Consider the following 23,888-nt stretch of genomic DNA (forward strand, 5'->3'; position numbering starts at 1 on the left):
TGCAATAACCGGGTAATTTGACGGGTGGAAAGATTCAGGATTTCAGCAGCACGGACCTGGGTAATACGATGATCTCTAACGTCTTGCAGAACTGCGAGACGTTGAATTTCTTTATCAGACATAGTGATCAGCATCTATATTTTATATCCAGTCCATGGTGATAAAAACCATCATAAACCAGACATTTTTATTGGTGAGAATATAGACATTTTGAATGGGTTCTAACAAAACCAAAATAGAAATAAAATGTCTGCTTTCAGAGCATGACATTAGTTCTGTCGTTCAACTTTAAAAGTGACATTGGCCATGTCGATCCCGAATGATGATATGTAGGATAGCAGTAACTAGTTTCTTGGATTCTATTCACTAAAACTGACAACGTATGTATCGCATGAAGCAATGTTAAAGAATCTGGTTACTTTGTGCATAAGTATCCAGTTCACCTTGAGTCACGACACGCACCGCCTGCATTTCATCAATACGTACCAGTAGCAAGCCACCTAAAGCAGGCTGATAACGACGGGCACTGCCGAAAGGCGTATAGGCCACTTTCGACTGAATACTAAAGCTCAACCAGTCTTCATGTCCCAACATCACCGCAACCGGATCAAGTCCCTGCTGCTGCATTAATTCAATTTGCTGATTCACATAGTCTTCAATGGTTAATTCAGTCATGGTGCGGGTATTCAGTTTGAGAATTACATTTCAGACAGTATAAAGCATGCAAATCGAGCTGAAGATCAGAAAACCAGCAGCCGGTATTCTTTTAATAAATAAGTCGATTGGATTTTAATTTTCTCATTCTAGATCTGAAATTTTCTATTTCATACGATTGATAAAATTAGGAAATAACCTGTTTCACTAATAAGCTATTGAATTAGAAAATTAATTATCCAAATTTATAGCTTATAAAAACTTAATATTTAGTTACAACCTATTCAATATGATAAAAATCATTTACTTAACGTTTAAATTGATTTTTTCTTAATCAACCGATGTTCACTATATACACAAATTCATTTAAATTAATTTAAATAAAGGCATTTGCCCTTTAAAAGATAATTTTTCACCCTTATTTAAGATTTAACAATGATGAAGGAGTGATCTCGTGAAAAAAGTGGTTAAAGCGAAAAATTTGATTGCATTTCGACTATGGTTAGAAAAATTGGGATATTCGGTACGCACCCTGGCGGATGATCGTGGTTTCAGTTTCAGCTTCAAGAAAGAATATGGCCTGGTGACCTGTGATCTGGCAGGTAATGCTCTGGCACTACAGTTAGGCGAGGAATTTGAAGATCATTTAAAAGCCTGATTGCTTCTATTTAAGAGAAGAAAAATAAATTAATCTTTCCACTGATTCAACAGCGCTATTCTCCAGTTATTCAGCCCATTTCGATGGGCTTTTCTTTGTTTAGTAAATTTGAGGCAATAAAAAAGCAAGGCATTTGCCTTGCTTTAATATGATGGTGGGGACGGAGAGACTCGAACTCTCACACCTCGCGGCGCTGGAACCTAAATCCAGTGCGTCTACCAATTTCGCCACGTCCCCATCAGGGTACCAACTTAGCGTTGGATTTCTTTCAAACTTTGGCAGAGGATCAAGGATTCGAACCTTGACGAACGGTTTTGGAGACCGTCATGCTACCATTACACCAATCCTCTACTTCCACCCAATATTCAGTTTCCCAAATATCGATTGGTGGGGACGGAGAGACTCGAACTCTCACACCTCGCGGCGCTGGAACCTAAATCCAGTGCGTCTACCAATTTCGCCACGTCCCCAATGGCTGTGTATATTATAGAGATAGACCGGCATTGACAAGCGATTTTACAAGCAATCACAATCTATTCCGCTATAAAATAAACAGTTAGTTTAATTTTTTATAAAATTTATGTCGAAAATTTGATTGATTTGAAGATATGACTGCCCATTCGTTATTTTTAATCATTTCGATTCAATTCCAGCATTTCAAATTAAAACTCAAATAAATTTCTAATCTTGATCAACATAGGCATTCAGAATACTGAAACTATTATTCATAAATTATTTTTGAAGCAGTGCATGGAATCAGAATACAACACAGCATAAATACAACGGCTTTGCCAAATTTCAGGCAATAAAAAAGCAAGGCACTCGCCTTGCTTTAATATGATGGTGGGGATAGAGAGACTCGAACTCTCACGCCCAGAAGGCGCTGCGACCTGAACACAGTGCGTCTACCAATTCCGCCATATCCCCATGACTGTGTATATTATAGCGATCAGACCTGATTCACAAGTAGTTCTATAAAAAGCTAAATACTTTTATATCAAAAATTAATCAGTTAATTCCCTATTGAGCAAATACTGCTCTATTTAGACCAATATATAAAATTGTTAGACACCATGGGACTGATCCATATAACATTTAAATTATTGAATATACAGATCGCATGAATTATTGCAGCAATACAATGAAATTTACTAAAGCCCTGCCCTTGCAATCATTCGCTGGAGAATTTAAGCCCAGAACGCATTGATGTTCATCAACCATGACAGCAAAAATCTGGTACTAAAAAAACCGCCCTCAAATTTCAGGCAATAAAAAAGCAAGGCACTCGCCTTGCTTTAATATGATGGTGGGGACGGAGAGACTCGAACTCTCACACCTCGCGGCGCTGGAACCTAAATCCAGTGCGTCTACCAATTTCGCCACGTCCCCATCAGGGTACCAACTTAGCGTTGGATTTCTTTCAAACTTTGGCAGAGGATCAAGGATTCGAACCTTGACGAACGGTTTTGGAGACCGTCATGCTACCATTACACCAATCCTCTACTTCCACCCAATATCCAGTTACCCAAATATCGATTGGTGGGGACGGAGAGACTCGAACTCTCACACCTCGCGGCGCTGGAACCTAAATCCAGTGCGTCTACCAATTTCGCCACGTCCCCAATGGCTGTGTATATTATAGAGATCATTTCCAGCTGACAAGCCGTTTATCATAAAAAAACACTCGTTTGATTAAATAAGAAACAATTCAAGTTTTATTGTATTTTTCTCATTCAATTTCAGTCATTAAGTAGTCTTTCACAGCTTGAAAATCGGCCAATCTATGCTGCTTCTGCTTACTTAACATTTCTTCTAATAAGCCTTGAAAAGCCTGTAAGTGCTGCGGTAACTCAACTTTCAGACGCTGACAATGCAAAAAGGCCCAATCCAGATAATCTGTCGCCTGTAAACGCTGACCACTCAACCACTCATAAAAAATAACACCCAAAGCATAAACTTCACTTTGTAGGCTCTTGGCTTGGCCTTGGAACAGTTCCGGCGCCATATAACGCGGTGTCGCATTCAGTTCATGCAGGTCATTCTGATGGAGTATTTGGACATGCTCAAAATCAAGCAGGCAGACCCTGCCCTGATTATTTACAAAATGTTCCTGCTTTAAATCGGCATGCAAATAACCCAATTCTTGCAGGCAGATTAAAGGCTCCACAGCTTGCAGCAAATGTTGCGGAATTTGCGTGATGGATTGCTGATGCGGCATGATCTGAAAATGCGCCGGCGCATCGACCAGAATTAAGGCCTGCTCAAATTGTTCATGATTGATCTTGAAAGGCTGTTGAATAATTTGATGTGGAAGGAAAAAATTTAGATCACCTGAGCTGGCATGAGCCTGATAAAAATCCAGCTCATGTTGCCAGCCTAGTTCAGCATGTGGAGATGATATTAAACTATCAGATCTATGCGATATCTGGGTTTTTAGCCAGAGCGCATTTCCCTTGGCATAATAAAGACGCCGACCAAAACCCAGACTACGGGCTTTGGTTCGTAGTTCAAAATCAGAAATATCGAGATGATCTAAATTAAGTCGTGGCAATGTATTCAGGTATTGGATTAAGTGTATGCTGATAATTTAGCAGCTCCAGACAATGCTGAATAGTTTTCCCGACCCGTTCCTGAGTCTCAATGAGGGAAATTTTCGGCCATGTGGCACGCTCGCCTTCACGCTGTAAAATTTTAAACAGATACGGCTGTGGATTCTGCAACATATAGCTATAGTGGCGCAGGCTATATTTACCGACAATATTCACATCACCATAATAACGCTGGTCAACTACACCATAGCCATGATCCAGCAGACGGCGTACAGGAGGTAAGCTTCCGGCATGCTCTCTGGCAAAATCCATCATGCCTTTGGTAATCACCGCGCCCTGACGGCGAACAATCCGTTGCGGCCAGCTCAAGGTACCTTTACGGAAACGTGAAATATCATCCTGCATGAATGGCACGATATGCGGGTTGGTCTGACTGGCAATGGTATAATTGATATTATACAGGCGTGCCATTTTTTCCTGTGGGAAATCACTCCGTACACTGCCATCTACCCAGCGGGTTGAACCCATATAAGGCGTATATTGACCATCATAGCGCTTACTGGTCAAACGAACCGGTGGAAACAGAATCGGCACCGCACAAGAAGCCAGTACTGCACTCCAGACCAGTAAATCCGGAGAAGTATAGGCATTTAAAATGCGTGCATCCTGTCCAGCATCATAAGGCGCAACCGCAATATTGATATGCAGACCTGAGGTTTTAAGCGCTTCTTCGAAGGTCAGATCACCCAGATTTTCGACTAGAAATTTTTTCAGATATTTTACATCCGCCAGACCACCATTGCCTTTCATCAATTCACTCATGGTGCGAAAATGAAAAGCCTCATGAAAGAAATTATGGCCTTTCAAAATATCAATATATTGCGAAGGTTTGGATACACCTAACATGGCGGTCATGATGGCACCCGCACTTGAACCGGACATTACCTTCGGTAACAAGTCCTGCTCCATTAAGGCTTTGCATACACCAGTATGAAACAGACCCAGCGTCGAACCACCGGAAAACATCAGGGCTGGCTGGCCATAGGCGCGCTGACAATGCTGAAAATATTCGATTTTTTCTTCCATACTGAGACAGGTACAGTCTATTGAAGCAATATAGGCTAAGCCTTGGCTGACTTCTTCGACATAATCTTCAATAATTCTTTTAGTGCCCACATAGGCTTCGGTAAACAGTAGAGGATGGGCAATGTTGGCAATATCGTAGCTCAGGCCTTCGCGCAAAATATACATCAGGTCACGGGTGCGCTTTTGTTGTCGATAGCGTCGTAATTTACCCAGACGATGTGCAATCACTTCTGCATCAAAGTATGGTGAACTGTTATCAAATTTCCATTCCTGTGCACCTGATTCTTCATCTATTTTCAGGGCAATATATTTCCATTCCTCATAGGACTCAGCCTGTTGCAGCTGCTGCTTGAGCTTTTTAATACGATAGGCCTGATGTGGATTAATATCCTGAGTAAAATCTTTAAACAGCATCTGCCTTTTCCCTATATTTATTCTTGATACAGCTCGTACCCAGAGCCAGAAAATGTGTACAAATTTTCTATCCTCTACAATAACGAAAATTCTCTACTTTAAGCAAATTATCATACTTTTCCGGCTTTGACTGTGAATTTTGCAATGCTACTATCTTAGGCATAATTTCAAATCTGTAATGTTAAATCATGGCGAAAATTGAGTTACCTGAGCATATTTTAAATACCCTTTCGACTGTTCTGCAGCAACTTCAGCAAAGTCTGCCCGAACTGAAACAAATTCCTGATTTTTCTGCCCATGCCTATAAGTGGCAACAGGGTGAACTCAAACCGATTCATCAGCTTAGACAGATGGAACTGGCCGATTTAAAAGGGATTGAGCGACAAAAAGAAAAAGTCATCCAGAACACGTTGCAGTTTTTAAACGGCTTACCTGCCAATGATGTCTTACTGACCGGTTCACGCGGTACGGGTAAATCCTCCATTGTTCGTGCCCTACTCACCGAGTATGCAGATCAAGGGTTACGATTAATTGAAATCGAACGGGATGATTTATCCGATCTGCCTCAAATTCAGCAACTCATTGCAGAGCGTCCAGAGAAGTTTATTGTTTACTGTGATGATCTGGCTTTTAATGCCGAAGACGAAAATTATCGCAGTTTAAAAAGTGTTTTAGATGGCTCTTTACAATCCGGTTCCAGCAATTTTGTGATTTATGCGACCAGTAACCGTCGTCATTTATTACCCGAATTTATGCATGAAAATACCCCAGTTACCCGGGTTGATGTTCCGCAATATACCGAATTGCATCCTCAGGAAGCGATTGAAGAGAAAATTTCGCTATCTGACCGTTTTGGTTTATGGCTGTCTTTCTATCCAATGGATCAGAACCTGTATTTAGAAATTGTAGAACATTATCTCAAAAAGGCAGACATGGAACTCACGCCAGAAACCCGTGCTGAAGCCCTACGCTGGTGTCAGGCACGCGGTCAACGTTCAGGACGTGCTGCCTATCAGTTTTCCAAACATTGGATTGGTTCAACCCAACTAAATGCCTCTTAACAGCTTAAAAGCGACCGGTTCAGGTCGCTTTTTTCATATAAATTATTTATATAATAATGATACTCAAAAGAAAATTAAAATTATGGATGTCGGCGCAGTTCTCATTCAACTTAAGCCCTTACACATGCAGCAAGTTCATGACTGGCAGCGTACTTTGAAAGCACGTCAAGACGAAGTGATTGAGACGCTTAAGGCTGAACAGGTTCATGTTGAGTCCTGGTTTTATCTGCAACTCTATGGTCAGGACCATCTGATTGCATATATGCGCGCCGACAACATTCAAAAAGCGCAAAATATTGCAAAACTCAGTACTTTCCCAATTGACCAAATGCATAAACAGTTTAAAACTTCATGGCAGGCAGTTTATCCCGCTGAATTGTTATTGGATGCTACAGCTATCTGATTTATTAGCACGGCTATTCAAAATAGTTTTGTAATAAAGACTACCTGATAAAAAATAAAAAAGCCCCGGCAATACGGGGCTTTTTTGACATCTCAAATTATTGTTTATCCCCGATAATGGTAGACCACAGCAGGTTATCAATTTCATTGCCATTGAAATAAACAGTAGCCTTCAATGATTCAGGCTGGTTCTGTTTGACCTCAATTACCTGATCATCGCTGTCCTTAATTCTAAGCACGCCCTCTTTTGGCAAATGCTTATAGTTATTTAATACGGTTTCATCCATTTTAAATGGTGTCGTGGTATTAAAATCAAAACTGTAACGATAATCTGCCAGATCAGGCTGACCGATAATCGTACCACGACTGGTTAAGGTACGAATCCCATTACTGCCACTGCCATAATCATCGACCAGGCTATAATTATAATTACGCACCTGCAGATATTCTTTGCTCTTTGTATCAAACGCGATTCCAGAAGTACCTGCCTGACCGGTCTCGGCGATACGCTGGAATTCCAACTGATCGATTTGATAAGATTCGGATTTCCCCATGTTATTTTTGGTTTTACGATGCACAATTGTGCCAGAAATCAGGTAGTCGTCCTTGAGATTAAAATCTACATTTGAACCATAACGGACATTGCTAAAGCTTAAAGTCGTCGTGTCACCATTCACCGTCTGAGTAATGTTTGAGCCTTTACGGTAAGTTTTATCCAGAATAATACAGTTATCTTTATCTGTTTTTAATTTCAGGGTTTTGACCGAACCAGTGGTATTGACTTCCGAACAGATCAGATTTGGATATTTAATACTATTGATGCCCAAATTATAAATTTTGATAATACGTGCAGTACGCCCATAAGGATAATCTGCGAATACTTCTCCAATCATGTGACCTAGAGCAACATTATAGTCGGTATCATTACTGGTATTTCCGGAAATTTTATCGCGAATTTTCTTTACAATATCCTGATCTTCAAACGGGACAAACTCCTCTGAAAGCTCAGGGGAAATACTTTCCTTAGGAACATTTGGAGGTGTAGTGACAGTAGGACTGTCTGAGCTACTTCCCTCACCACCGCCACAGGCACTCATTAAACCCGAAACAAGAGCAAGTCCAAAGATAGAAATCTGCTTTTTCATAAAATTTATTCCCTAAAATTTCTTTGCATTTTTATTTGGTGATCACTAAAGATTGGCCTTCTCGAAACTGAACAGCTCAAATGCTATTTCTGCCGGTGATATTTTTTCTTGGCAGCCAGCTTTATCCTTCGATATCGCTTTATCTTTAAACAAAGAAATTTTTGGTTCTATAATTTTAATGTATATTTCAAACAACAATTATCATAAGAAATGAAGTGCTTATTTGAATCTTGTTCCTTACCAGTGTCACTTTTCAATACAATTAAAGCGCATTTAATTAAATCAATTTACTTTGCAACAAAGCTTATAAAATTTGTAATTGTTAAGTTAAAGATGGATTGAATTTTCTTTTTATGGAGAATCATGTTCAACTTTTATACAGAGCCATGAAAGAGAATATTGAAAGATAGGATGACTTTAGAGCATATAAAATGATCATTTTTATGATATGAAATACTTAATTATTTACAGAAGATTTAAAGCGTCGATTATTTTAGATTGGTCACGGATTCACTGAATTTTTTCCGACGCTTATATTCAAACATGTTCTGATCCGCTTGTGCGAGCGCTGCAAATAAACCATGACCAGGATGACGCATCGCCATACCAATCGCTGCGCCAATGTTTGCTGCTGCAAAGGCATTAATTAAACGATCCACTAAACTTTCAGTACCCGTTTCATCATTTTCCACGCTAAGAATCACAAACTCATCACCACCCAAACGAGCAACAATATCATTGATCCGTACATTATCTCGTAATATTTGCGCTGCATTTTGAATCAGTTTGTCACCTTCATCATGACCTAAATTATCATTCACTTTTTTTAGGTCATTCAGGTCAATAAATAATACAGCGGCGGGATGACCATATTGCTTGCAACGCTCTTCTTCTGCTCGCAGCAGTTTTTCCCAAGCGCGACGATTATATAGCCCGGTCAATTCATCTTTACTGGCTTCTTCCTGCAATAATTCATGCTGTCTCATCTGCTCACTCTGACGTAATTCTGCCTGCAAGATCGAACTGAGTAATTGTCCCAACAACTCGACCAGTTGTATATCTTGCACAATAGCTTCTGATTTGGTTTCTGGATCAATCGCACAGAGCGTTCCAAACAAACTGCCATCTTCTTTAAGGAGTGGCTGACCAATATAAGATTTTATACAGACCTGCTGATTAATCGGCGCTGTGGCGTATAAAGGAATTTCTTCAGAGCGGGGGGCAATTCTCGGGGCCTTACCTGCGACCATATGAGAACAAAAAGAATCAGCCCACTGAAACACTTGACCCGGTCGTATATCATAACCATGATCTTCACTTTGCAGTACAATCCAGTCTTGGCCTTCTACCCGGGTGATCATCCATAAATTAAAGCCAAAATGCTGATGCAAAAACCTTAACACCGCCTCTCCAGCATCCTGAAAACTTTTGAAATTTATATTTTCCATTCGAGATTGCCTCTGCTGCAAACCTGTAAAAATATGCATGATATAAACTTAAGCTATTAAACTATTTTTCCAGTTTCAATAGAATATAAGAGTTCTAAATACAGCTATAAAACTATATATTTACAACATACCGTTGCTATAAGTTTTCATTTAAAAATTCACAATAAAAAAGAGGCCTAAGCCTCTTTTCTTCAAGCCTGAAATCTATGCCTCAGTCGGATTAGTCAGTTCCGTCATTGGCCAACGTGGAGTTGTCGTCACAGCCAAGCCATCATGCTGTCCTGCTTTGAGACGCTGATAGCCCGCGAAAGCAATCATGGCACCATTGTCTGTACAGAGTGCAGGTTCAGCATAATAAACAGATGCACGAATCTTGGCTAAATCTGCTTCTAAACGCTCACGTAAACGCTTGTTGGCACTAACACCGCCCGCAATCACCAGGCGTTTAAGCCCCGTTTGCTTCAGTGCTTTCACCGACTTTTTCACCAGAGTATCGACAATGGCTTCCTGAAAACTGGCAGCGATATCGGCATCGCGGTTTTCATCACCGAGTTTTTTCATTTGTACAGAAACTGCGGTTTTTAGACCACTGAATGAAAATTCTAAACCTTGATGCAGCATTGGTCGCGGGAATGCAAATGCATTTGGATCGCCCTGCTCTGCCAGTTTGGAAATATTCGGGCCACCCGGATACGGCAGACCCATCATCTTCGCGACTTTATCAAATGCTTCGCCTGCCGCATCATCAATGGATTCACCCAAGAGTTCATACTGGCCAATGCCATAAGCAGCCATGAGCTGAGAATGTCCACCCGATACCAACAATGCGACAAATGGAAACTCAGGCGGAGTTTCTGACAATAAAGGTGCCAGCATATGACCTTCCATATGATGCACACCAATTGCGGGTTTATTCAGCGCAAAGGCCAAAGTACGACCAAACAATGCACCGGTCATGAGTGCGCCCATCAGACCCGGGCCACGGGTATATGCGACTGCATCAATTTCTGATTTTTTCACGCCGCTCTGTTCAAGCAGCTCATTGATGAGTGGAATCAGTTTACGCACATGATCACGTGACGCCAGCTCTGGAACTACACCGCCATATTCTGCATGCAGTTTAATCTGGCTATAAAGCACCTGTCCGCGCAAACCCAACTCGCTGTCATACAGCGCAAGTCCTGTTTCATCACACGACGTTTCCAAGCCTAAAACGATCATTAAACTGCCTATAACCTGTATCAATTCTATTGCAGCAACTATTATAGACTTGTGGTATGAGATGTAAATGAGTAAAATACTGACCTTCACTTGTGATTGAGGGCAATTCAGCCCGAGATCTTACCCTAACTGATATGAGGATTCTTCATGCCACAAGTTAAATTGAAAGAAGGCGAACCAGTAGACGTAGCTATCCGTCGTTTCAAACGTTCATGCGAAAAAGCGGGTGTTCTTGCTGACGTACGTAAGCGTGAATTCTACGAGAAACCAACTCAAGAACGTAAGCGCAAAAAAGCTGCTGCTGTTAAACGCTACCAAAAGAAATTGGCGCGTGAATCAGTACGTACAACTCGCCTTTACTAAGATTAATTTGTGATTGATTGCCTGGAATAAATAATGACGACTTTAAAAGACCAAATCACGGATGTTTTGAAAGCAACAATGCGTGCCAAAGAAATGTCCAAGCTGACGGTCATTCGTAGTCTACAGGCAGCAATTAAGCAAATCGAAGTCGATGAGCGCAAAGAACTTGACGACGCTCAGGTTCTTGCGGTCATTGAAAAACAAATTAAACAACGTAAAGAATCGGTTAAAGCCTTTGCAGGCGCTGGCCGAGATGATTTAGCTAGTAAGGAACAAGACGAAATTGAGATTTTGTCTCAGTTTCTACCAGAAGCTATGACTGAGGAAGAACTTGATTCCATGATTGCGCAAGCTATTGCAGCGCAACAAGCTACTAGCATGAAAGATATGGGTAAGGTGATGAATTCTCTGCGTCCGCTCATAGCCGGGCGCGCCGATCCTGCACAAGTTTCCGCCAAAATCAAAGCGCAACTTGCTTAATCCATACTCTCTAGCATTTTCTCTTTAACGTTGAACTGCCTTTAATCAAAGACAGTTCCTGACGTATTCTCATTGCAAATTACAATCGACCTGATAACGCTTAAGTAATTGCATCTCTTTCGATGATTTCACTTCTACAATTACATCCCGTTTACTCATATTTTGAAACTGACGATCCAGATAAGGACGATTCTGGTCAGCGGCCTGATATAAACGATCAACATAACGTCCTACAATTCCACAAAATTTTGCATTCTGCTCAGGACTAAATCCCTGTTGCTGCGGATTTAAACCACTTAAAAACTGACGCGATTCCTTTTTATAATCCGCATTAATTCGTTCTATTGCTTCTACATATTCAACTGCACTCGCAGCAAAAACCCCATAACTCCACCCCAGTAGACACACGCCCAATAGTATTTTTTTCATATTATGCTTCAGTTTGATTCACGCTGATCTTTCAAAAATATTGTAGCCTGATTGAATATATTCTTGCTATATCATCCTGATACCAAAACTTAAAACCCAGTTCAGCTTTAAATCTTATATTGATGTGCCTGCTGCATCTGCTTCAGACGCTGGCGAATGGTGGACGATAAAGATTGATTATTCTTTACGCTACGCTGTGCATGTAATAATGATTTGATGGCAGTTTCTTCATATCCTGACCAATATTCTACTTCTGCACGATAGCGCAGCACATTAGCAGCCTTAATCGGCGAATCTGGCTCTGCATTGGCAGCCAGTTGCATTAGTCGCCAGCCACTGACATCCCGTGAATTGGCATTTAGAAATCGCTGCACTAAAACTTTTGCTTTATCGGGTTGCTTGGCGCGAATCAGCACTTCTGCATATTTATAATTGAGCGCTCGATTTTCCGGCATGATCCGCGCTGCTGACGCTACACTCTCCAAAGCTGCATCAAGCTGGTTCTGAGCTAAATAAATATCAGTCTGGAATAAAACCTGTAAAGGATGCATCTGGTTATGCTTTTTTGCTCGATCTAAAGTGGCCTGCGCGGCCTGGAAATCACTTTGCTGTATTCGATAGGCAGTTAAGGCAAGCTGGCCTGCAAAATTATTTTGCTGGTCCATCAGGATAAGCTGCTCTGCATTGGTCTGACCAGACAATACCCTGCTATACCACTTGATAATGTCAAAGTCTTGGTCATTGAGACTGCGTTTCACCGCAGGAAGCTGGTTGGCACGTAAACGTGCTTCACTCATACGCTCGGTGGTGAGTGGATGAGTGAACCAGAAATCCGGCAGAAAGCTTAAGCGGCTGGTCGAACGATGCATGACTTCAAAGAAGTCTGCCATGCTATGCGGATTATAGCCGGAACGATACATATATTGCATACCAATCCGGTCTGCCTCACGCTCCTGATTACGGCTATAGGTGAGCTGTTTATCCATAAGTGCTGCCTGTGAACCCATCATGACCGCTGTGCCGACATCACCATCTGCCTGGGAAGCGACCAAAGCACCGACGAGAATTCCGGCTAGCGCCAGTAAACCTTGCCCTTTAAAGGCATCCTGAGAGCGACTGTAATGACGTTGTGTGACATGTGCAATTTCATGTGCCATGACTCCTGCCACTTCATCCATGTTTCGAGCTGAATTAATCAGACCAGTATTAAGTGCAAAAAGACCACCTGGTACAGCAAAGGCATTAATTTGCGGGTCATTAATCACCAGCAAACCGATCGGCTGTTGCAATTGAGTCTGACTCAGGATATGAGAAAATACTGAAAGCAGCTGATCTTCAAGCCATGGATTTTGCAGGACCGGCATTTGTTTATGCACTTCACGATAGACTTTTTCACCGATCATTTTTTCTTTTTGTTGATCGAGTAAGCCGACGCCTGTACCAATATCAGGCACAGAAAATTGTACATTTGCTTGATTAAAATCATGGTTAGAGCCGTGCCCTGCTACCATATACAGACTTAAGCCACACGCCAGCGCCAATCGTTTCAATGAAAAATCTCTAATCCTGCCGATCTAATTTATCTTGAATATAGCATTGAACAATGAGCAGAGACGCAAGAAAATGTTATTTTTTAATACCATTTAAACGACGAATGAGATGCATTTTAAAATTCCGGATTGACCACATAACGGGGCACTCGTCCTTCCAAGGCATCAACAAGATTCTGATAAGCCAGTTCTGCCATTTTTTTACGAGTAGCTGCAGTGGCCGAACCCACATGTGGCAATGTAACCACATTATCCAACTGGAATAATTCCGATTCTTTTAAGGGCTCTTTCTGATACACATCCAGACCGGCAGCAAAAATCTGTTTAGCTTTTAAAGCTGCAATCAATGCCTGTTCATCAATGACCGAACCACGCGAAATATTGACCAATACTGCATGTGGTTGCATTTTCATCAATTCCGCTGCTGCAATCAGTGCCTTGGAATCCGCATTCAAATCTACCGCAACGACCACAAAGTCAGAACGTTGTAACAGTTCATCCAGCTGGCAATATTGCGCATTCAATCCTTGAGCGAGTTCTGGTTTTTCCCGGCGATTATGATACAGAATATTCATGTTAAAACCGTAAAAACCACGACGTGCGATTGCCGCCCCAATATGACCGAGACCAATAATTCCGAGGGTTTTTCCAAAAATATCCATACCAAATTGTGCTTCGCCCACGGTACGCTGCCATTGTCCCTGCTTGGTCCATTGATCCAGGTAGGCCACTTTGCGTGCTGCTGACATCAGTAAAGTGAAAGCCAGGTCAGCAGTGGTTTCAGTCAGTACATGCGGCGTATGACTGAGATAAATTTTCTTTTCATTTAAATAATCCAGTTCATAGTTGTCATAACCGACACTGACACTGGAGATAATTTTTAACCGGGTGGCACTGGCCAGATTATCGCGATTCAACAAGCGCCCTGCGCCAATCATGCCATCAGCATCCTGAACCTGCTGCAAAAGCTGTTGATTCACATCGCCTAGCTTCGGTTGTATATAACTCACCTGATAATTTTGTTCCAGCTTGTTTTGAATATCAGGATCAATTTGACTAAATACAACCACTTTTTGTTTCATCTATTTTTATTCCATAGCAAGATTATTCCAGACTGGCAGTCCTATTTTGCATAAACTGCCATAAACGTTTTTTTAGAATCGGCTGATCCAGCATTTCTTGTAAAGATGCCAACTGGATCATTTTCGTATTTGATATATGCGCTACAGGCCCGAGGAAAATAATATTTTTCTCTGCACTCATTCCATCCAGAAAACCCTGAATATAGGATTCTACACCACTTCCATCCTGAACATTGGCCCAGGGAAATGGCCAGTTCAGCTCATGAAACTCACCTGGGACTGCACGCTGGATATTGCCCCATAAATTCTGGGTGTCTTCGGTCATTGCAGTTGCATCAATCACGATACTGCAATGTGCCAGACTTAAAGCCTGCAAACTGAATGGCGGGATTTGTACGATTTCACGCTGTTCCTGAACAGGTGCAATGTGAGTCGGTGCCGCAGGTGGTGTATCAACCTTAAGCGTAACAATTGGCTCTGGCTCAGGAATCGGCAGATCAGCCAACGCCTCTACGGAAGCAGGCTGAGGCAAGACGATATCGGTGTGAAATTCAGGTGCAGCCTGATCACGCCAGATCGAAACCTGGTGCGGCTGACATGCGCTGTCCCTAGGAATCCAGAGATCGATTCCTAATGTTGCCAGTATGTCACGCTGATGCCCAATCATCTTTTCATCATCACCAATTTCAGGCTGAACATTTTAGCCGGATTGCCTGTGCTTTGCCGAACTTTTTCAGCTTTTCTTTTTTATCCTGATGGATTCTAGTACAAAGTTTAGCTGTCTGCTAAAAACCGTGCTTTTAATACACCATCAAACCATTTCTGCTGTTATAACAGATTCCGGCTAAAGCTGCGCGTTCTCATTTATTTTCTACAGAATGGTTAAACTGTTCTTCTTTAACATTTGCTGAACGACCTGTTCTGCCTCAAAACCCAAGCGCCAATACAACAGCTCCATCACGTCCAACTCATCCTGTGTCACGATACGATCACTCCACAAACAGGCCTCTGCAATACCTAAAATACTGAGGCGATCACGCAATAACAGCCCCGCAATATCATTCAGGATTTCTGCCAGATCAATCGGCTCATCAGAAATTTCATTATATAAGTCCAGTTCCTGAGCGGTCAGAATCCGGTTTAAAATCCGCTCCCGCACCTCAAGCTGGTTGCCGCTATTAATCTGCTGTACATGCAGCAAGGCGTCGATCAAACGCACAATCTGTGGCTTGACCTCATCGAGTGCTGTAGGCGTATGTGCAGGAAGCAAATTCAGTTCGTATTTCACACATTCCAGTAATAATGCATCTAACAGGCCAATTTCGCCATCTTCCTGAATAATCCGTGCCAGCTTCATCAAAAACTGGCGTGCAACAGTTGTCGGCATGCCACCAATATTGTTACAAGCTTGCTGGAAAATCGAGATATGCACCCGCCCGTCCAGATTGAGCAATGAATCTACAATGGCACGGCTAACTTCAGCCTCAGTCGGAATAAATTCACGATATTGACGGATCATTAAAATGGCGACCATCACTTCACGAGAACCAGTTGCGGTTTGTAATGCACGCTCAATCAGTTCCGGACGTGGCATCTTGAGCCGAAGTTCCGGATTCAGTGGTTTGATCGCATCTTTAATCGCAAAACTGATCGGAGACAGCCGCAATAATGGCAAAGGCTGTGGCGAGCTCCAGCTCATTGCAGTTTCAGGCACCACTTCTTCTAAAGAACGGAACAAACTAAACAAAGGCTGATTTTTGAGTTTTTTCAGATTCTCAAGCTGTAAGTCCTGAATCAAGGCAGGATTTAATTCATAAATCCGCTGATTGATATGGGGATGAATATTCAGCCAGTTTTGTGGGCTCAAGGAATTGGCAAAGCACATATGTGAAATGGATTCAGCATATTCACTATAAATCTGGGAGCCAGAATGATGCACATGGATTCTGAGTAAAGTCTGAATATTGGCATCATTTTGAATCAGGCGTCGGGTCTTTCGATCATTTTTATAGGTCCGACCACCCAGTGAAATATATTTAATAAAACGGGAAATCAAAACACCCAAACTACCAATCAGCCAGATCACCGCACCGACTGCAACATAGAAAGTTTCAAACTTATTTTCACGCGGACTACCCGCTCGATAAAAACCGGACTTGGCAATCTTACTGCCACACTGACTAAACGTGGTTAAACTGCTATACAGGATTTTCAGGCGGGTATTTTCCGCAGCTTCACCAGACAGGATTTTATTGAATTCATGGCTGAGCAAGCCATACAGCTCGACTTTATCCAGTGTTTGTATCGCACCCCAAGTCAGGATAATTGCGGTATCCCGCGGACTAAACCCTGCCGTCAATGCATTGACACCAACTTCATCGGGCAGCACATATACCGCCGGAACGTCAATCAGAAAAGTCTCTGACAGTTGCTGGTTAATGTGCAGTGCAGCACTTTCTTCTGGAATACTGTCCATCGGACTCAACCGACGTGCACCCAACTGCTTCGCCAGCGAATAACCGCCATTCCGAAAAATATAGAATTCATAGATGACCGAGATCATCATGGCACATAACAACAAAGCAATCAGATAAGGACTTAGCGCATGCCAGAAGATTGACTGGCTAGGATCAGTATAAAAAACAAAGAGACCAACAACGGTATTAATAATAAAAATAGTCAACAGAATTGCAATCAGGCAAAAACTTACAGGCAGTACTATATTTTTGTTTTTTATAAAATCGTATCCTACGTTTCGCAATGCAGAACCCTAAAATGATGATTTTCAATGGGTTCATCATAAAACAAAAAAGCGGGAAATTCCCGCTTTTTCATGATGATTTTAAATGTTTAAACTTCGCGTACGCCAGTCAAATCCACTGAGGCTGCATCAATATTGACATCAATATAATTGCTTTCTTTCATGGCACTGTCACTACGTTTTTGCTGGAGATCATCCAGATATTGCGCATCAATACCGCCCGAAACATAGATGCCATCAAACACTGAACAATCAAAGTCTTTGACGTCCGGCACCTTGGTGGTTCTTACCGCATCTTTCAAATCTTCCAAATCCTGGAAAATCAGACGGTCAGCACCAATAATTTCACGGATTTCTTCCACGCTACGTTCCGATGCAATCAGCTCAGATTTCGCCGGCATATCAATACCGTAAACGTTTGGATATTTCACCATCGGTGCTGCGGAAGCAAAGAATACTTTTTTCGCGCCAGAATCACGAGCCATCTGGATAATTTCATTACAGGTCGTACCACGGACAATAGAATCATCTACCAACAGTACATTCTTACCTTTAAACTCAAGCTCAACCGGGTTGAGTTTCTGGCGTACCGATTTTTTACGCAGCTGCTGTCCAGGCATAATGAAGGTACGACCGATGTAACGGTTTTTCATGAAACCTTCACGGAATTTTACCCCCAGCATATTGGCAAGTTCTAGCGCTGAAGTACGTGAAGTATCCGGAATCGGAATCACTACATCAATATCATGCTCTTCACCCCACTCACGCAGAATTTTTTGCGCCAGCTTTTCACCCATTTTTAAACGTGCTTTATACACCGAGATTCCATCAATGATGGCATCTGGACGGGCAAAATAAACATATTCAAAAATACAAGGACGATATTCAGCATTCGCCGCACATTGCTTGGTAAAGAAGTTACCTTCTAAATCAATAAATACCGCTTCACCCGGCAGAATATCACGCTCAACTTTAAAGCCCAGCGCAGTAATCGCAACCGACTCAGAAGCAATGATATACTCCATACCCTGTTCAGTTTCACGCGAACCGTAGATCAATGGACGAATACCATTTGGATCACGGAAGCCTACCAGACCCTGACCGGTAATCATCGCCACCACGCCATAAGCACCTTTGCAACGCTCATGCACACGTGTTACCGCATGGAAAATATCTTCCGACGTTGGCACCAGTTTGCCATGTTTTTGCAGTTCATGCGCAAACACGTTTAACAGGACTTCTGAATCAGAATCAGTGTTCATATGACGCAAGTCAGTTTTGAACAGGTCATCATGAATTTCTTCGGCATTGGTCAGGTTACCATTATGTGCCAAGGTAATCCCGTACGGTGAGTTCACATAAAACGGCTGTGCTTCAGCACTGCTCGATGAACCGGCTGTTGGATAACGCACATGACCAATACCGTAATTTCCTTTCAAAGCACGCATATGACGAGTATGGAATACATCACGCACCATGCCGTTGTCTTTGCGCAGGAATAAACGTCCTTCATCACATGTCACGATCCCAGCTGCATCTTGTCCACGATGTTGTAACATCGTTAATGCATCAAACAACATTTGGTTAACGGGTGATTTACCAGCTATACCAACTACTCCACACATAGCAACCTCGCAGACAAGCTAGGATTAATAAAAAGGATTATTTGTAGACTCATCTGCAGCTCCAGACTTGGACGATGTTTCAGATGATGAAGCTGAAGGTTTCGATGTCCCTTCAGGCTTGATATGTTGTAGTGCGCCATTCGCGGCTTCTTTCGACATTTGAGTCGCCCAAGGCGCATAAGGCAATAAGGCTTGAATAAACTTGGACTGTTTCCAGTGAGGTGAGCTTTCTACCCACGGGCCAATTCCCTGCATGGTAATCAGAACAATCAGCAAACCTTTCAGGCTACCAAAGACACCACCGGCCAGACGGTTGAGAGGACCCAGTTTAAGACTCTTTAAAATACGGTTCAACAGTGCAGTAACGATCCAGGTCAGAACTACAATCAGCAGGACGATAAAAGCGAAGGCCGCAATCTTTTGTACGACTGGATCTGTACTCAGAGCAACCATAGACGGCGCAAGTAGCGTTGAATATTTTGCCGCAACAATCAGGGCAAAGATCCATCCCACTAAGTTCGCAAAGGCTTTAATAAATCCTTGACGCAAACCGTTGAGCCCTCCAATGAGCAAGATAATCAGTAGAAAGATATCAATGGCATTCATAGGATTTAAAGTGCGTCTACACAATCTTTTACAAGTTTAGGTCCAGTATAGATGAGGCCACTATAAACTTGTACAAGGCTGGCGCCTGCCTGTTTCTTGGCAGCAGCATCTGCACCTGAAAGAATACCACCCACACCAATCAATGGAATTTGTCCTTTTAATACCGCAGCAAATGCAGCCAGACATGCGGTACTTTTCTCAAATACTGGCGCGCCAGACAAACCGCCTGCTTCCTCTGCATGCTCCAGACCCTCTACACCTTCACGTGACAGTGTGGTATTGGTCACGATCAGGCCATCAATCTTGAATTGCAATAATTGCTTGGCAATAAAGGCAATATCGCTGTTATCCAGATCAGGCGCCACTTTCAGTACCAAAGGTACATAATGCTGGTATTCCTGAGCCAATTCAAGCTGACGCTTCTTCAGTGTTTCCAGCAGTTCGGTGAGTGCATCACCACTTTGCAGGCTGCGCAGGTTTTTGGTATTGGGAGAAGAAATGTTGACGGTAATATAAGAAGCATAATTATAGACTTTTTCTAAACAGATGAGGTAATCATCTACTGCTTTTTCTACCGGAGTATCAGCGTTTTTACCGATATTAATACCGAGAATGCCTTTAAATTTGGCCGCTTTGACATTTTCAACCAGCTGATCCACGCCATCATTATTAAAGCCCATACGGTTAATAATGGCTTTGGCCTGTGGCAAACGGAATAAACGCGGATGAGGATTGCCGGCTTGCGGTCGCGGGGTAATGGTACCAATTTCAATAAAACCAAAACCTTGACCGGCAAGGGCGTCAATATAGGCACCATTTTTGTCCAAACCTGCCGCAAGACCTACCGGATTGGGAAATTCGATTCCCATACAGGTCACAGGTTTCGCAGCAACGTTTTGACGCATCAAGCCCATTTTATGGGATGATTTCAATAGTGATAATGTCAGCTCATGTGCACACTCTGGTGCTAAAGAAAACAACAAAGGGCGGGCTAGAGAATACAACATATCCAGAAAAGTCTACTGCTTTTTAAGTCGGCATATTATAGGCATAGGCTGACAAAAAAACCATGCTTTGCAAATCTTTATTTTTACCGTTTATTGTATGGTCGCCGTTAATTTAATCTGTCCTGCCTCATTATTTAGTTCCATTTTCTCGATACTTAGCCCCATTTGTGCCAGCTGAGTCAGGAAATTTGCCAGTACTGCATAATTTTCATGCATGACCGCCAATTGAATTTTTCCTTCCATTTGCTGGGAAGCCACCGACAATCCTTGCTGCTGTGCGACTCGCTGTACTTTCTCCGCTGCATCCAGTTGGGTGTCCCCAGCCGGTTTCATGGTTACTGCATTACTTTGCATCCAAACAATGGTATCTTTCAGCTGATTTAAGCGTTTTTGCTGGGTATCTGCCGCCTGATGCATATACCAGAGTGCAGAACCGACTGCCGCCACAATCACAAAAACAGTGGTAAAAATCACCATTACCCGTTCACGTACCGACAAGCTGTCCAGATAATCACTCAGTTTTTCAAAAGACTGATCCATACGATTTTGTAGCGCTTCAATGCCTTTCATTATTGAATCCTCACCAGTCCGATCGCAGCTGTTCCGCTGGCCTGAATATTCCCCAGCTCCACCTTAAAGCCTTGCTGGCTTAATTGTGTGGTCAGTGCATTTAACGTTTCTGATGAATTGGCCTTAAGCTCCATACTTAACACAGAAGCATCATAATTCACCCGTTGTGCCACAATCTGATTTTGCATCAAGACTGGCCCCACCCGACTAATCAGCTGCAATGCATGCGTATCTGCAATCTGGCTTTGACGCAACTGCCCTTCAAACTGACTTTTGATATTCTGCTCAGTGACCGGATAATTTTGTCCAAACCAGTATTTAAACTGGTCGATGGCTTGCGCGGCGGTCTGATTCGCCACTTTCTTATATTGATACCAGCGCACAGCATCATAACTAAACTGCAATACTAAAATACCCAGAAAAACCGCCGCGCAGGCTTTCAAGTAGCCGGAAATAGCGCCATTGGATTTTGCTTTAGGCAAGACATTAAACGGATGCTGTTTCGGTTTTTTCAGTACAGGAATTCCATATCGGAAAGACTCCAGTTGCTCCTGAGTGACCAGTGCTTCAAGACTACGCAACTGCTCCTGGTTCAGATTGCTCACCTTATAGCTGAGATCCTTGGGCTGATAATCCAGATAAAGGCTTAGATCATCCAGCGACTGGCCGATATATTCCGACTCGCGCACCAGCAAACGTCCACCGATTTGCGCAATCACACGCTGATTGGCATCAGGAACCGGCAGCACCAAAAAGTCCGGTAACAAAGCTGCCAGCTTGACTGGGATCAGGCTTAAAGCATGTTGCAAGGTCTCAAGCGTAGAATTCGCAATCCCCATAATGCTGATCTGATCCGGCTGCTGAAAATGATGTAGCACTTTCATAGCATCTACCGGCAGCACCACGTATTCTTCGAGCAAATATTTAATGCCATCATTGCCCATTTTCTTATATTGGCTCTTGGGCAAGGTCTGCTGCAAAATTTGCACATGACGGCTCGGGAAAAATACTACCGCCTCTTCGCCATGATGAGCCTGTATATCCTGAATCAGCTGCTCAAGTGTGTCCGCAGTGTTCCAGAATTCCCCAGTTGACCATTGCCAAACCCCATTGGCTTCTGGCATCCATAAATACAACATCAATTGTGTTCTGCCATTTTAATTAATTTTTTATAGTGTAGGAATAAAACTTTTAATCTGTGTGGATAAGCCCGGGGCAATCACCGCCTGATCATAAATACGTGCTTCTGCCAATGCATAGGGATGAAAAGATTCAGCCAGCAGAATGGAAGACATATGTGCCACCACATTCATATGACACACCACTGCAATCGACTCATAAGGCAGTTGCGACAACCATTCTACTGCGACTTTGGCATCATCATCCGGTTTGATCGTATTACAGATCACCACCGGCACATCTTTAAAATACTGCTGCAAATGTGCCAGAGTTTCCTGCGCACGCAATAACGGACTGACCACAAAGACTTCAGGCTTAATCAGATCCTTTAAGAACTGTGAAGTCTGCTCAGCCTGTTGATGACCACGCTCCGTTAAAGGTCGCTTGGTGTCATTACCATTGACCGGTGGTGCGGCCTCGCCATGTCGAACTAAAGTCAGTTGCATTTGATTTCCTTATATTCTTTTGCCTGCATGTTAACTAGCTGATATGACAATTCGCAGACAGTCCCTGTGTTATAGATCAGACTTGATGATGTGGCAAGACAAATTCAACATCACTGCGATGACCATTTTTCATCAATGACAATGCAATATTGAGTGGTGGCGCACCTTCAAAAATCACATCATACAAGGCCGAGGTAATTGGCATATACACATCGAGCTCTTCCGAACGCGCCTTGACCTGTACAATGGTATTAATCCCTTCTGCCGTTTGCCCCAGCTCAGTCGTTGCCTGCTCCAAGGTTTTACCTTTGCCAAGTGCATAACCCACCTGATAATTACGGCTGAGCGGACTGCTACAGGTTGCGAACAAATCACCCACACCTGAAAGCCCAAGGAAAGTCAGCGGATTGGCACCAAGTTTTACTGCAAAACGGCTCATTTCAGCCAAGGCACGAGTCAGGATCATACTCTTGGTATTTTCACCCACGTTATACGCAGCGGCCATACCCATCGCGACAGCATAAATATTTTTTAATGCGCCCCCGAGCTCTACGCCATGCACATCATCACTAGCGAATACGCGGAACAAGGCGCTATGTAAGGCTTGTTGTACCGCATAACGCACCAGCTCAGATTGGCTGGCAATCACGGTTCCTGCCGGCTGTCCTGCCACAATTTCCTTGGCCAAGTTCGGTCCTGATAACACACCATAAGGCACTTCAGGCAACACTTCGCGAATAATATCGCTCATGAAACTAAAGGTTTTGGCTTCAATACCCTTGGTCAGCGAGATCACGGCTTGCGACGTGATAAAAGGTTTGATTTGCTGCAAGACATCCCGGAAAGAATGACTCGGAATAGCGACTAAAATAATATCTCGATCACGCACAGCCTGTTCCAGGTCTGACACCGCCAGCAGATTTTCTTCTAACTTAAAATCTGGCAAATAGCGTTTATTAATATGCGTGGCATTAATATCTGCCGCAACTGCTTCGTCACGAATCCAGATCATGGTATTGCAACCATTACGCACTGCAGTATTGGCCATTGCAGTACCAAAACTGCCCCCACCCAATACTGTGACTCTTAAAGCTGTCTTATGATCAACTGCAACCGGTTCTACCAGTTTTGAGAAATTTAATTCTGACATCT

The 23,888-nt window shown here is 42.7% G+C and carries 23 protein-coding genes and 7 tRNA genes; 5 read left to right on the forward strand and 25 right to left on the reverse strand.

Translation table 11 applies throughout. From position 1 onward, the window contains the following. Window positions 1–402: 402 nt before the first annotated feature. Window positions 403–675, reverse strand: coding sequence for a hypothetical protein (locus tag ACIG3F_RS06860; protein WP_005107282.1), 273 nt, complete (start codon window positions 673–675; stop codon window positions 403–405). 433 nt (window positions 676–1,108) lie between these two features. Here ACIG3F_RS06860 and ACIG3F_RS06865 point away from each other — a divergent pair, with 433 nt between their 5' ends. Continuing rightward, on the forward strand, window positions 1,109–1,312 hold the full coding sequence (locus ACIG3F_RS06865) for a hypothetical protein (protein WP_004280022.1): 204 nt from the start codon (window positions 1,109–1,111) through the stop codon (window positions 1,310–1,312). A 152-nt stretch (window positions 1,313–1,464) separates the two neighbouring features. On the opposite strand, the gene ACIG3F_RS06870 is transcribed toward ACIG3F_RS06865, so the two are convergent. From ACIG3F_RS06870 to ACIG3F_RS06910, 9 genes are all read right to left on the reverse strand, one after another. After that, window positions 1,465–1,549, reverse strand: a tRNA-Leu gene (locus ACIG3F_RS06870). A 39-nt stretch (window positions 1,550–1,588) separates the two neighbouring features. Continuing rightward, window positions 1,589–1,662, reverse strand: a tRNA-Trp gene (locus ACIG3F_RS06875). A gap of 35 nt (window positions 1,663–1,697) precedes the next feature. After that, a tRNA-Leu gene (locus ACIG3F_RS06880) sits at window positions 1,698–1,782 on the reverse strand. Window positions 1,783–2,153: 371 nt separating this feature from the next. After that, window positions 2,154–2,239: transfer RNA gene (locus ACIG3F_RS06885), tRNA-Leu, on the reverse strand. Between the two features lie 377 nt (window positions 2,240–2,616). Continuing rightward, window positions 2,617–2,701: transfer RNA gene (locus ACIG3F_RS06890), tRNA-Leu, on the reverse strand. A 39-nt stretch (window positions 2,702–2,740) separates the two neighbouring features. After that, a tRNA-Trp gene (locus tag ACIG3F_RS06895) sits at window positions 2,741–2,814 on the reverse strand. 35 nt (window positions 2,815–2,849) lie between these two features. Beyond that, window positions 2,850–2,934, reverse strand: a tRNA-Leu gene (locus ACIG3F_RS06900). A 107-nt stretch (window positions 2,935–3,041) separates the two neighbouring features. After that, window positions 3,042–3,863: a protein kinase gene (locus ACIG3F_RS06905; RefSeq protein WP_253146100.1), complete on the reverse strand. Its 822-nt coding sequence runs from the start codon at window positions 3,861–3,863 to the stop codon at window positions 3,042–3,044. Next, complete coding sequence (locus tag ACIG3F_RS06910) at window positions 3,850–5,361, reverse strand: DUF3336 domain-containing protein (RefSeq protein ID WP_396469674.1); 1,512 nt, start codon at window positions 5,359–5,361, stop codon at window positions 3,850–3,852. The genes ACIG3F_RS06905 and ACIG3F_RS06910 overlap by 14 nt, the downstream gene beginning before the upstream one ends. Before the next feature lie 188 nt (window positions 5,362–5,549). On the opposite strand from ACIG3F_RS06910, the gene ACIG3F_RS06915 reads away from it, so the two are divergent. Together ACIG3F_RS06915 and ACIG3F_RS06920 are read left to right on the forward strand one after the other, a co-directional pair. Then, the gene (locus ACIG3F_RS06915) at window positions 5,550–6,422 is read left to right on the forward strand and encodes an ATP-binding protein (RefSeq protein ID WP_396469675.1); all 873 of its coding nucleotides are present in this window, start codon (window positions 5,550–5,552) and stop codon (window positions 6,420–6,422) included. Next, the gene (locus ACIG3F_RS06920; protein ID WP_396469676.1) at window positions 6,412–6,825 is read left to right on the forward strand and encodes a DUF6176 family protein; all 414 of its coding nucleotides are present in this window, start codon (window positions 6,412–6,414) and stop codon (window positions 6,823–6,825) included. Before ACIG3F_RS06915 ends, ACIG3F_RS06920 begins: the two co-directional genes overlap by 11 nt. Window positions 6,826–6,922: 97 nt before the next feature. On the opposite strand, the gene ACIG3F_RS06925 is transcribed toward ACIG3F_RS06920, so the two are convergent. From ACIG3F_RS06925 to tsaD, 3 genes are all read right to left on the reverse strand, one after another. Then, the gene (locus ACIG3F_RS06925) at window positions 6,923–7,969 is read right to left on the reverse strand and encodes a hypothetical protein (protein WP_396469677.1); all 1,047 of its coding nucleotides are present in this window, start codon (window positions 7,967–7,969) and stop codon (window positions 6,923–6,925) included. Window positions 7,970–8,457: 488 nt separating this feature from the next. Then, a complete protein-coding gene (locus tag ACIG3F_RS06930; protein ID WP_396469678.1) occupies window positions 8,458–9,417 on the reverse strand; it encodes a diguanylate cyclase in 960 nt (319 codons plus the stop codon). Between the two features lie 204 nt (window positions 9,418–9,621). Then, window positions 9,622–10,638: a tRNA (adenosine(37)-N6)-threonylcarbamoyltransferase complex transferase subunit TsaD gene (tsaD, locus tag ACIG3F_RS06935; RefSeq protein ID WP_004280030.1), complete on the reverse strand. Its 1,017-nt coding sequence runs from the start codon at window positions 10,636–10,638 to the stop codon at window positions 9,622–9,624. Window positions 10,639–10,785: 147 nt separating this feature from the next. On the opposite strand from tsaD, the gene rpsU reads away from it, so the two are divergent. Together rpsU and ACIG3F_RS06945 are read left to right on the forward strand one after the other, a co-directional pair. Then, complete coding sequence (gene rpsU / locus ACIG3F_RS06940; protein ID WP_001136722.1) at window positions 10,786–11,001, forward strand: 30S ribosomal protein S21; 216 nt, start codon at window positions 10,786–10,788, stop codon at window positions 10,999–11,001. Window positions 11,002–11,034: 33 nt separating this feature from the next. After that, complete coding sequence (locus tag ACIG3F_RS06945) at window positions 11,035–11,481, forward strand: GatB/YqeY domain-containing protein (protein ID WP_396469679.1); 447 nt, start codon at window positions 11,035–11,037, stop codon at window positions 11,479–11,481. Window positions 11,482–11,550: 69 nt separating this feature from the next. Here ACIG3F_RS06945 and ACIG3F_RS06950 read toward each other — a convergent pair whose 3' ends face one another. From ACIG3F_RS06950 to ACIG3F_RS07005, 12 genes are all read right to left on the reverse strand, one after another. Next, complete coding sequence (locus tag ACIG3F_RS06950; protein WP_005107293.1) at window positions 11,551–11,910, reverse strand: hypothetical protein; 360 nt, start codon at window positions 11,908–11,910, stop codon at window positions 11,551–11,553. Window positions 11,911–12,017: 107 nt separating this feature from the next. Beyond that, complete coding sequence (locus ACIG3F_RS06955) at window positions 12,018–13,460, reverse strand: M48 family metalloprotease (protein WP_396469680.1); 1,443 nt, start codon at window positions 13,458–13,460, stop codon at window positions 12,018–12,020. Window positions 13,461–13,576: 116 nt separating this feature from the next. After that, window positions 13,577–14,542, reverse strand: a complete 966-nt coding sequence (locus tag ACIG3F_RS06960) for a 2-hydroxyacid dehydrogenase (RefSeq protein ID WP_396469681.1) — start codon at window positions 14,540–14,542, stop codon at window positions 13,577–13,579. 22 nt (window positions 14,543–14,564) lie between these two features. Continuing rightward, complete coding sequence (locus ACIG3F_RS06965) at window positions 14,565–15,209, reverse strand: hypothetical protein (protein ID WP_396469682.1); 645 nt, start codon at window positions 15,207–15,209, stop codon at window positions 14,565–14,567. 204 nt (window positions 15,210–15,413) lie between these two features. Continuing rightward, window positions 15,414–17,303 (reverse strand): M48 family metalloprotease, encoded by a 1,890-nt coding sequence (locus ACIG3F_RS06970; RefSeq protein ID WP_222112045.1) that lies wholly within the window; start codon window positions 17,301–17,303, stop codon window positions 15,414–15,416. Between the two features lie 89 nt (window positions 17,304–17,392). Beyond that, the gene (gene purF, locus ACIG3F_RS06975) at window positions 17,393–18,928 is read right to left on the reverse strand and encodes an amidophosphoribosyltransferase (RefSeq protein ID WP_004729956.1); all 1,536 of its coding nucleotides are present in this window, start codon (window positions 18,926–18,928) and stop codon (window positions 17,393–17,395) included. Window positions 18,929–18,952: 24 nt separating this feature from the next. Then, window positions 18,953–19,534 (reverse strand): CvpA family protein, encoded by a 582-nt coding sequence (locus ACIG3F_RS06980; RefSeq protein ID WP_005246742.1) that lies wholly within the window; start codon window positions 19,532–19,534, stop codon window positions 18,953–18,955. A gap of 5 nt (window positions 19,535–19,539) precedes the next feature. After that, entirely contained in the window at window positions 19,540–20,541 is a 1,002-nt protein-coding gene (locus ACIG3F_RS06985) for a quinone-dependent dihydroorotate dehydrogenase (protein ID WP_396469683.1), read from the reverse strand. Window positions 20,542–20,631: 90 nt separating this feature from the next. Then, window positions 20,632–21,111, reverse strand: a complete 480-nt coding sequence (gene gspM, locus ACIG3F_RS06990) for a type II secretion system protein GspM (RefSeq protein ID WP_004280088.1) — start codon at window positions 21,109–21,111, stop codon at window positions 20,632–20,634. Then, on the reverse strand, window positions 21,111–22,250 hold the full coding sequence (gene gspL, locus ACIG3F_RS06995) for a type II secretion system protein GspL (protein WP_396469684.1): 1,140 nt from the start codon (window positions 22,248–22,250) through the stop codon (window positions 21,111–21,113). The genes gspM and gspL overlap by 1 nt, the downstream gene beginning before the upstream one ends. Window positions 22,251–22,280: 30 nt before the next feature. Next, a complete protein-coding gene (locus tag ACIG3F_RS07000; RefSeq protein ID WP_348962264.1) occupies window positions 22,281–22,736 on the reverse strand; it encodes a phosphoglycerate mutase family protein in 456 nt (151 codons plus the stop codon). A 76-nt stretch (window positions 22,737–22,812) separates the two neighbouring features. Next, window positions 22,813–23,886, reverse strand: a complete 1,074-nt coding sequence (locus ACIG3F_RS07005) for an NAD(P)H-dependent glycerol-3-phosphate dehydrogenase (RefSeq protein WP_004280094.1) — start codon at window positions 23,884–23,886, stop codon at window positions 22,813–22,815. Window positions 23,887–23,888 lie beyond the last annotated feature (2 nt).

This window comes from Acinetobacter sp. NPDC052428 (genome assembly GCF_044547685.1).
Classification (GTDB): domain Bacteria; phylum Pseudomonadota; class Gammaproteobacteria; order Pseudomonadales; family Moraxellaceae; genus Acinetobacter; species Acinetobacter lwoffii_G.

Coding starts and splice junctions, on each gene's coding strand:
- ACIG3F_RS06860 (WP_005107282.1), bottom strand. CDS start 675: ATGACTGAATTAACCATTGAAGACTATGTGAATCAGCAAATTGAATTA.
- ACIG3F_RS06910 (WP_396469674.1), bottom strand. CDS start 5,361: ATGCTGTTTAAAGATTTTACTCAGGATATTAATCCACATCAGGCCTAT.
- ACIG3F_RS06915 (WP_396469675.1), top strand. CDS start 5,550: ATGGCGAAAATTGAGTTACCTGAGCATATTTTAAATACCCTTTCGACT.
- ACIG3F_RS06920 (WP_396469676.1), top strand. CDS start 6,412: ATGCCTCTTAACAGCTTAAAAGCGACCGGTTCAGGTCGCTTTTTTCAT.
- ACIG3F_RS06925 (WP_396469677.1), bottom strand. CDS start 7,969: ATGAAAAAGCAGATTTCTATCTTTGGACTTGCTCTTGTTTCGGGTTTA.
- ACIG3F_RS06930 (WP_396469678.1), bottom strand. CDS start 9,417: ATGGAAAATATAAATTTCAAAAGTTTTCAGGATGCTGGAGAGGCGGTG.
- tsaD (WP_004280030.1), bottom strand. CDS start 10,638: ATGATCGTTTTAGGCTTGGAAACGTCGTGTGATGAAACAGGACTTGCG.
- rpsU (WP_001136722.1), top strand. CDS start 10,786: ATGCCACAAGTTAAATTGAAAGAAGGCGAACCAGTAGACGTAGCTATC.
- ACIG3F_RS06945 (WP_396469679.1), top strand. CDS start 11,035: ATGACGACTTTAAAAGACCAAATCACGGATGTTTTGAAAGCAACAATG.
- ACIG3F_RS06950 (WP_005107293.1), bottom strand. CDS start 11,910: ATGAAAAAAATACTATTGGGCGTGTGTCTACTGGGGTGGAGTTATGGG.
- ACIG3F_RS06960 (WP_396469681.1), bottom strand. CDS start 14,542: ATGAAACAAAAAGTGGTTGTATTTAGTCAAATTGATCCTGATATTCAA.
- ACIG3F_RS06965 (WP_396469682.1), bottom strand. CDS start 15,209: ATGATTGGGCATCAGCGTGACATACTGGCAACATTAGGAATCGATCTC.
- purF (WP_004729956.1), bottom strand. CDS start 18,928: ATGTGTGGAGTAGTTGGTATAGCTGGTAAATCACCCGTTAACCAAATG.
- ACIG3F_RS06980 (WP_005246742.1), bottom strand. CDS start 19,534: ATGAATGCCATTGATATCTTTCTACTGATTATCTTGCTCATTGGAGGG.
- ACIG3F_RS06985 (WP_396469683.1), bottom strand. CDS start 20,541: ATGTTGTATTCTCTAGCCCGCCCTTTGTTGTTTTCTTTAGCACCAGAG.
- gspM (WP_004280088.1), bottom strand. CDS start 21,111: ATGAAAGGCATTGAAGCGCTACAAAATCGTATGGATCAGTCTTTTGAA.
- gspL (WP_396469684.1), bottom strand. CDS start 22,250: ATGTTGTATTTATGGATGCCAGAAGCCAATGGGGTTTGGCAATGGTCA.
- ACIG3F_RS07000 (WP_348962264.1), bottom strand. CDS start 22,736: ATGCAACTGACTTTAGTTCGACATGGCGAGGCCGCACCACCGGTCAAT.
- ACIG3F_RS07005 (WP_004280094.1), bottom strand. CDS start 23,886: ATGTCAGAATTAAATTTCTCAAAACTGGTAGAACCGGTTGCAGTTGAT.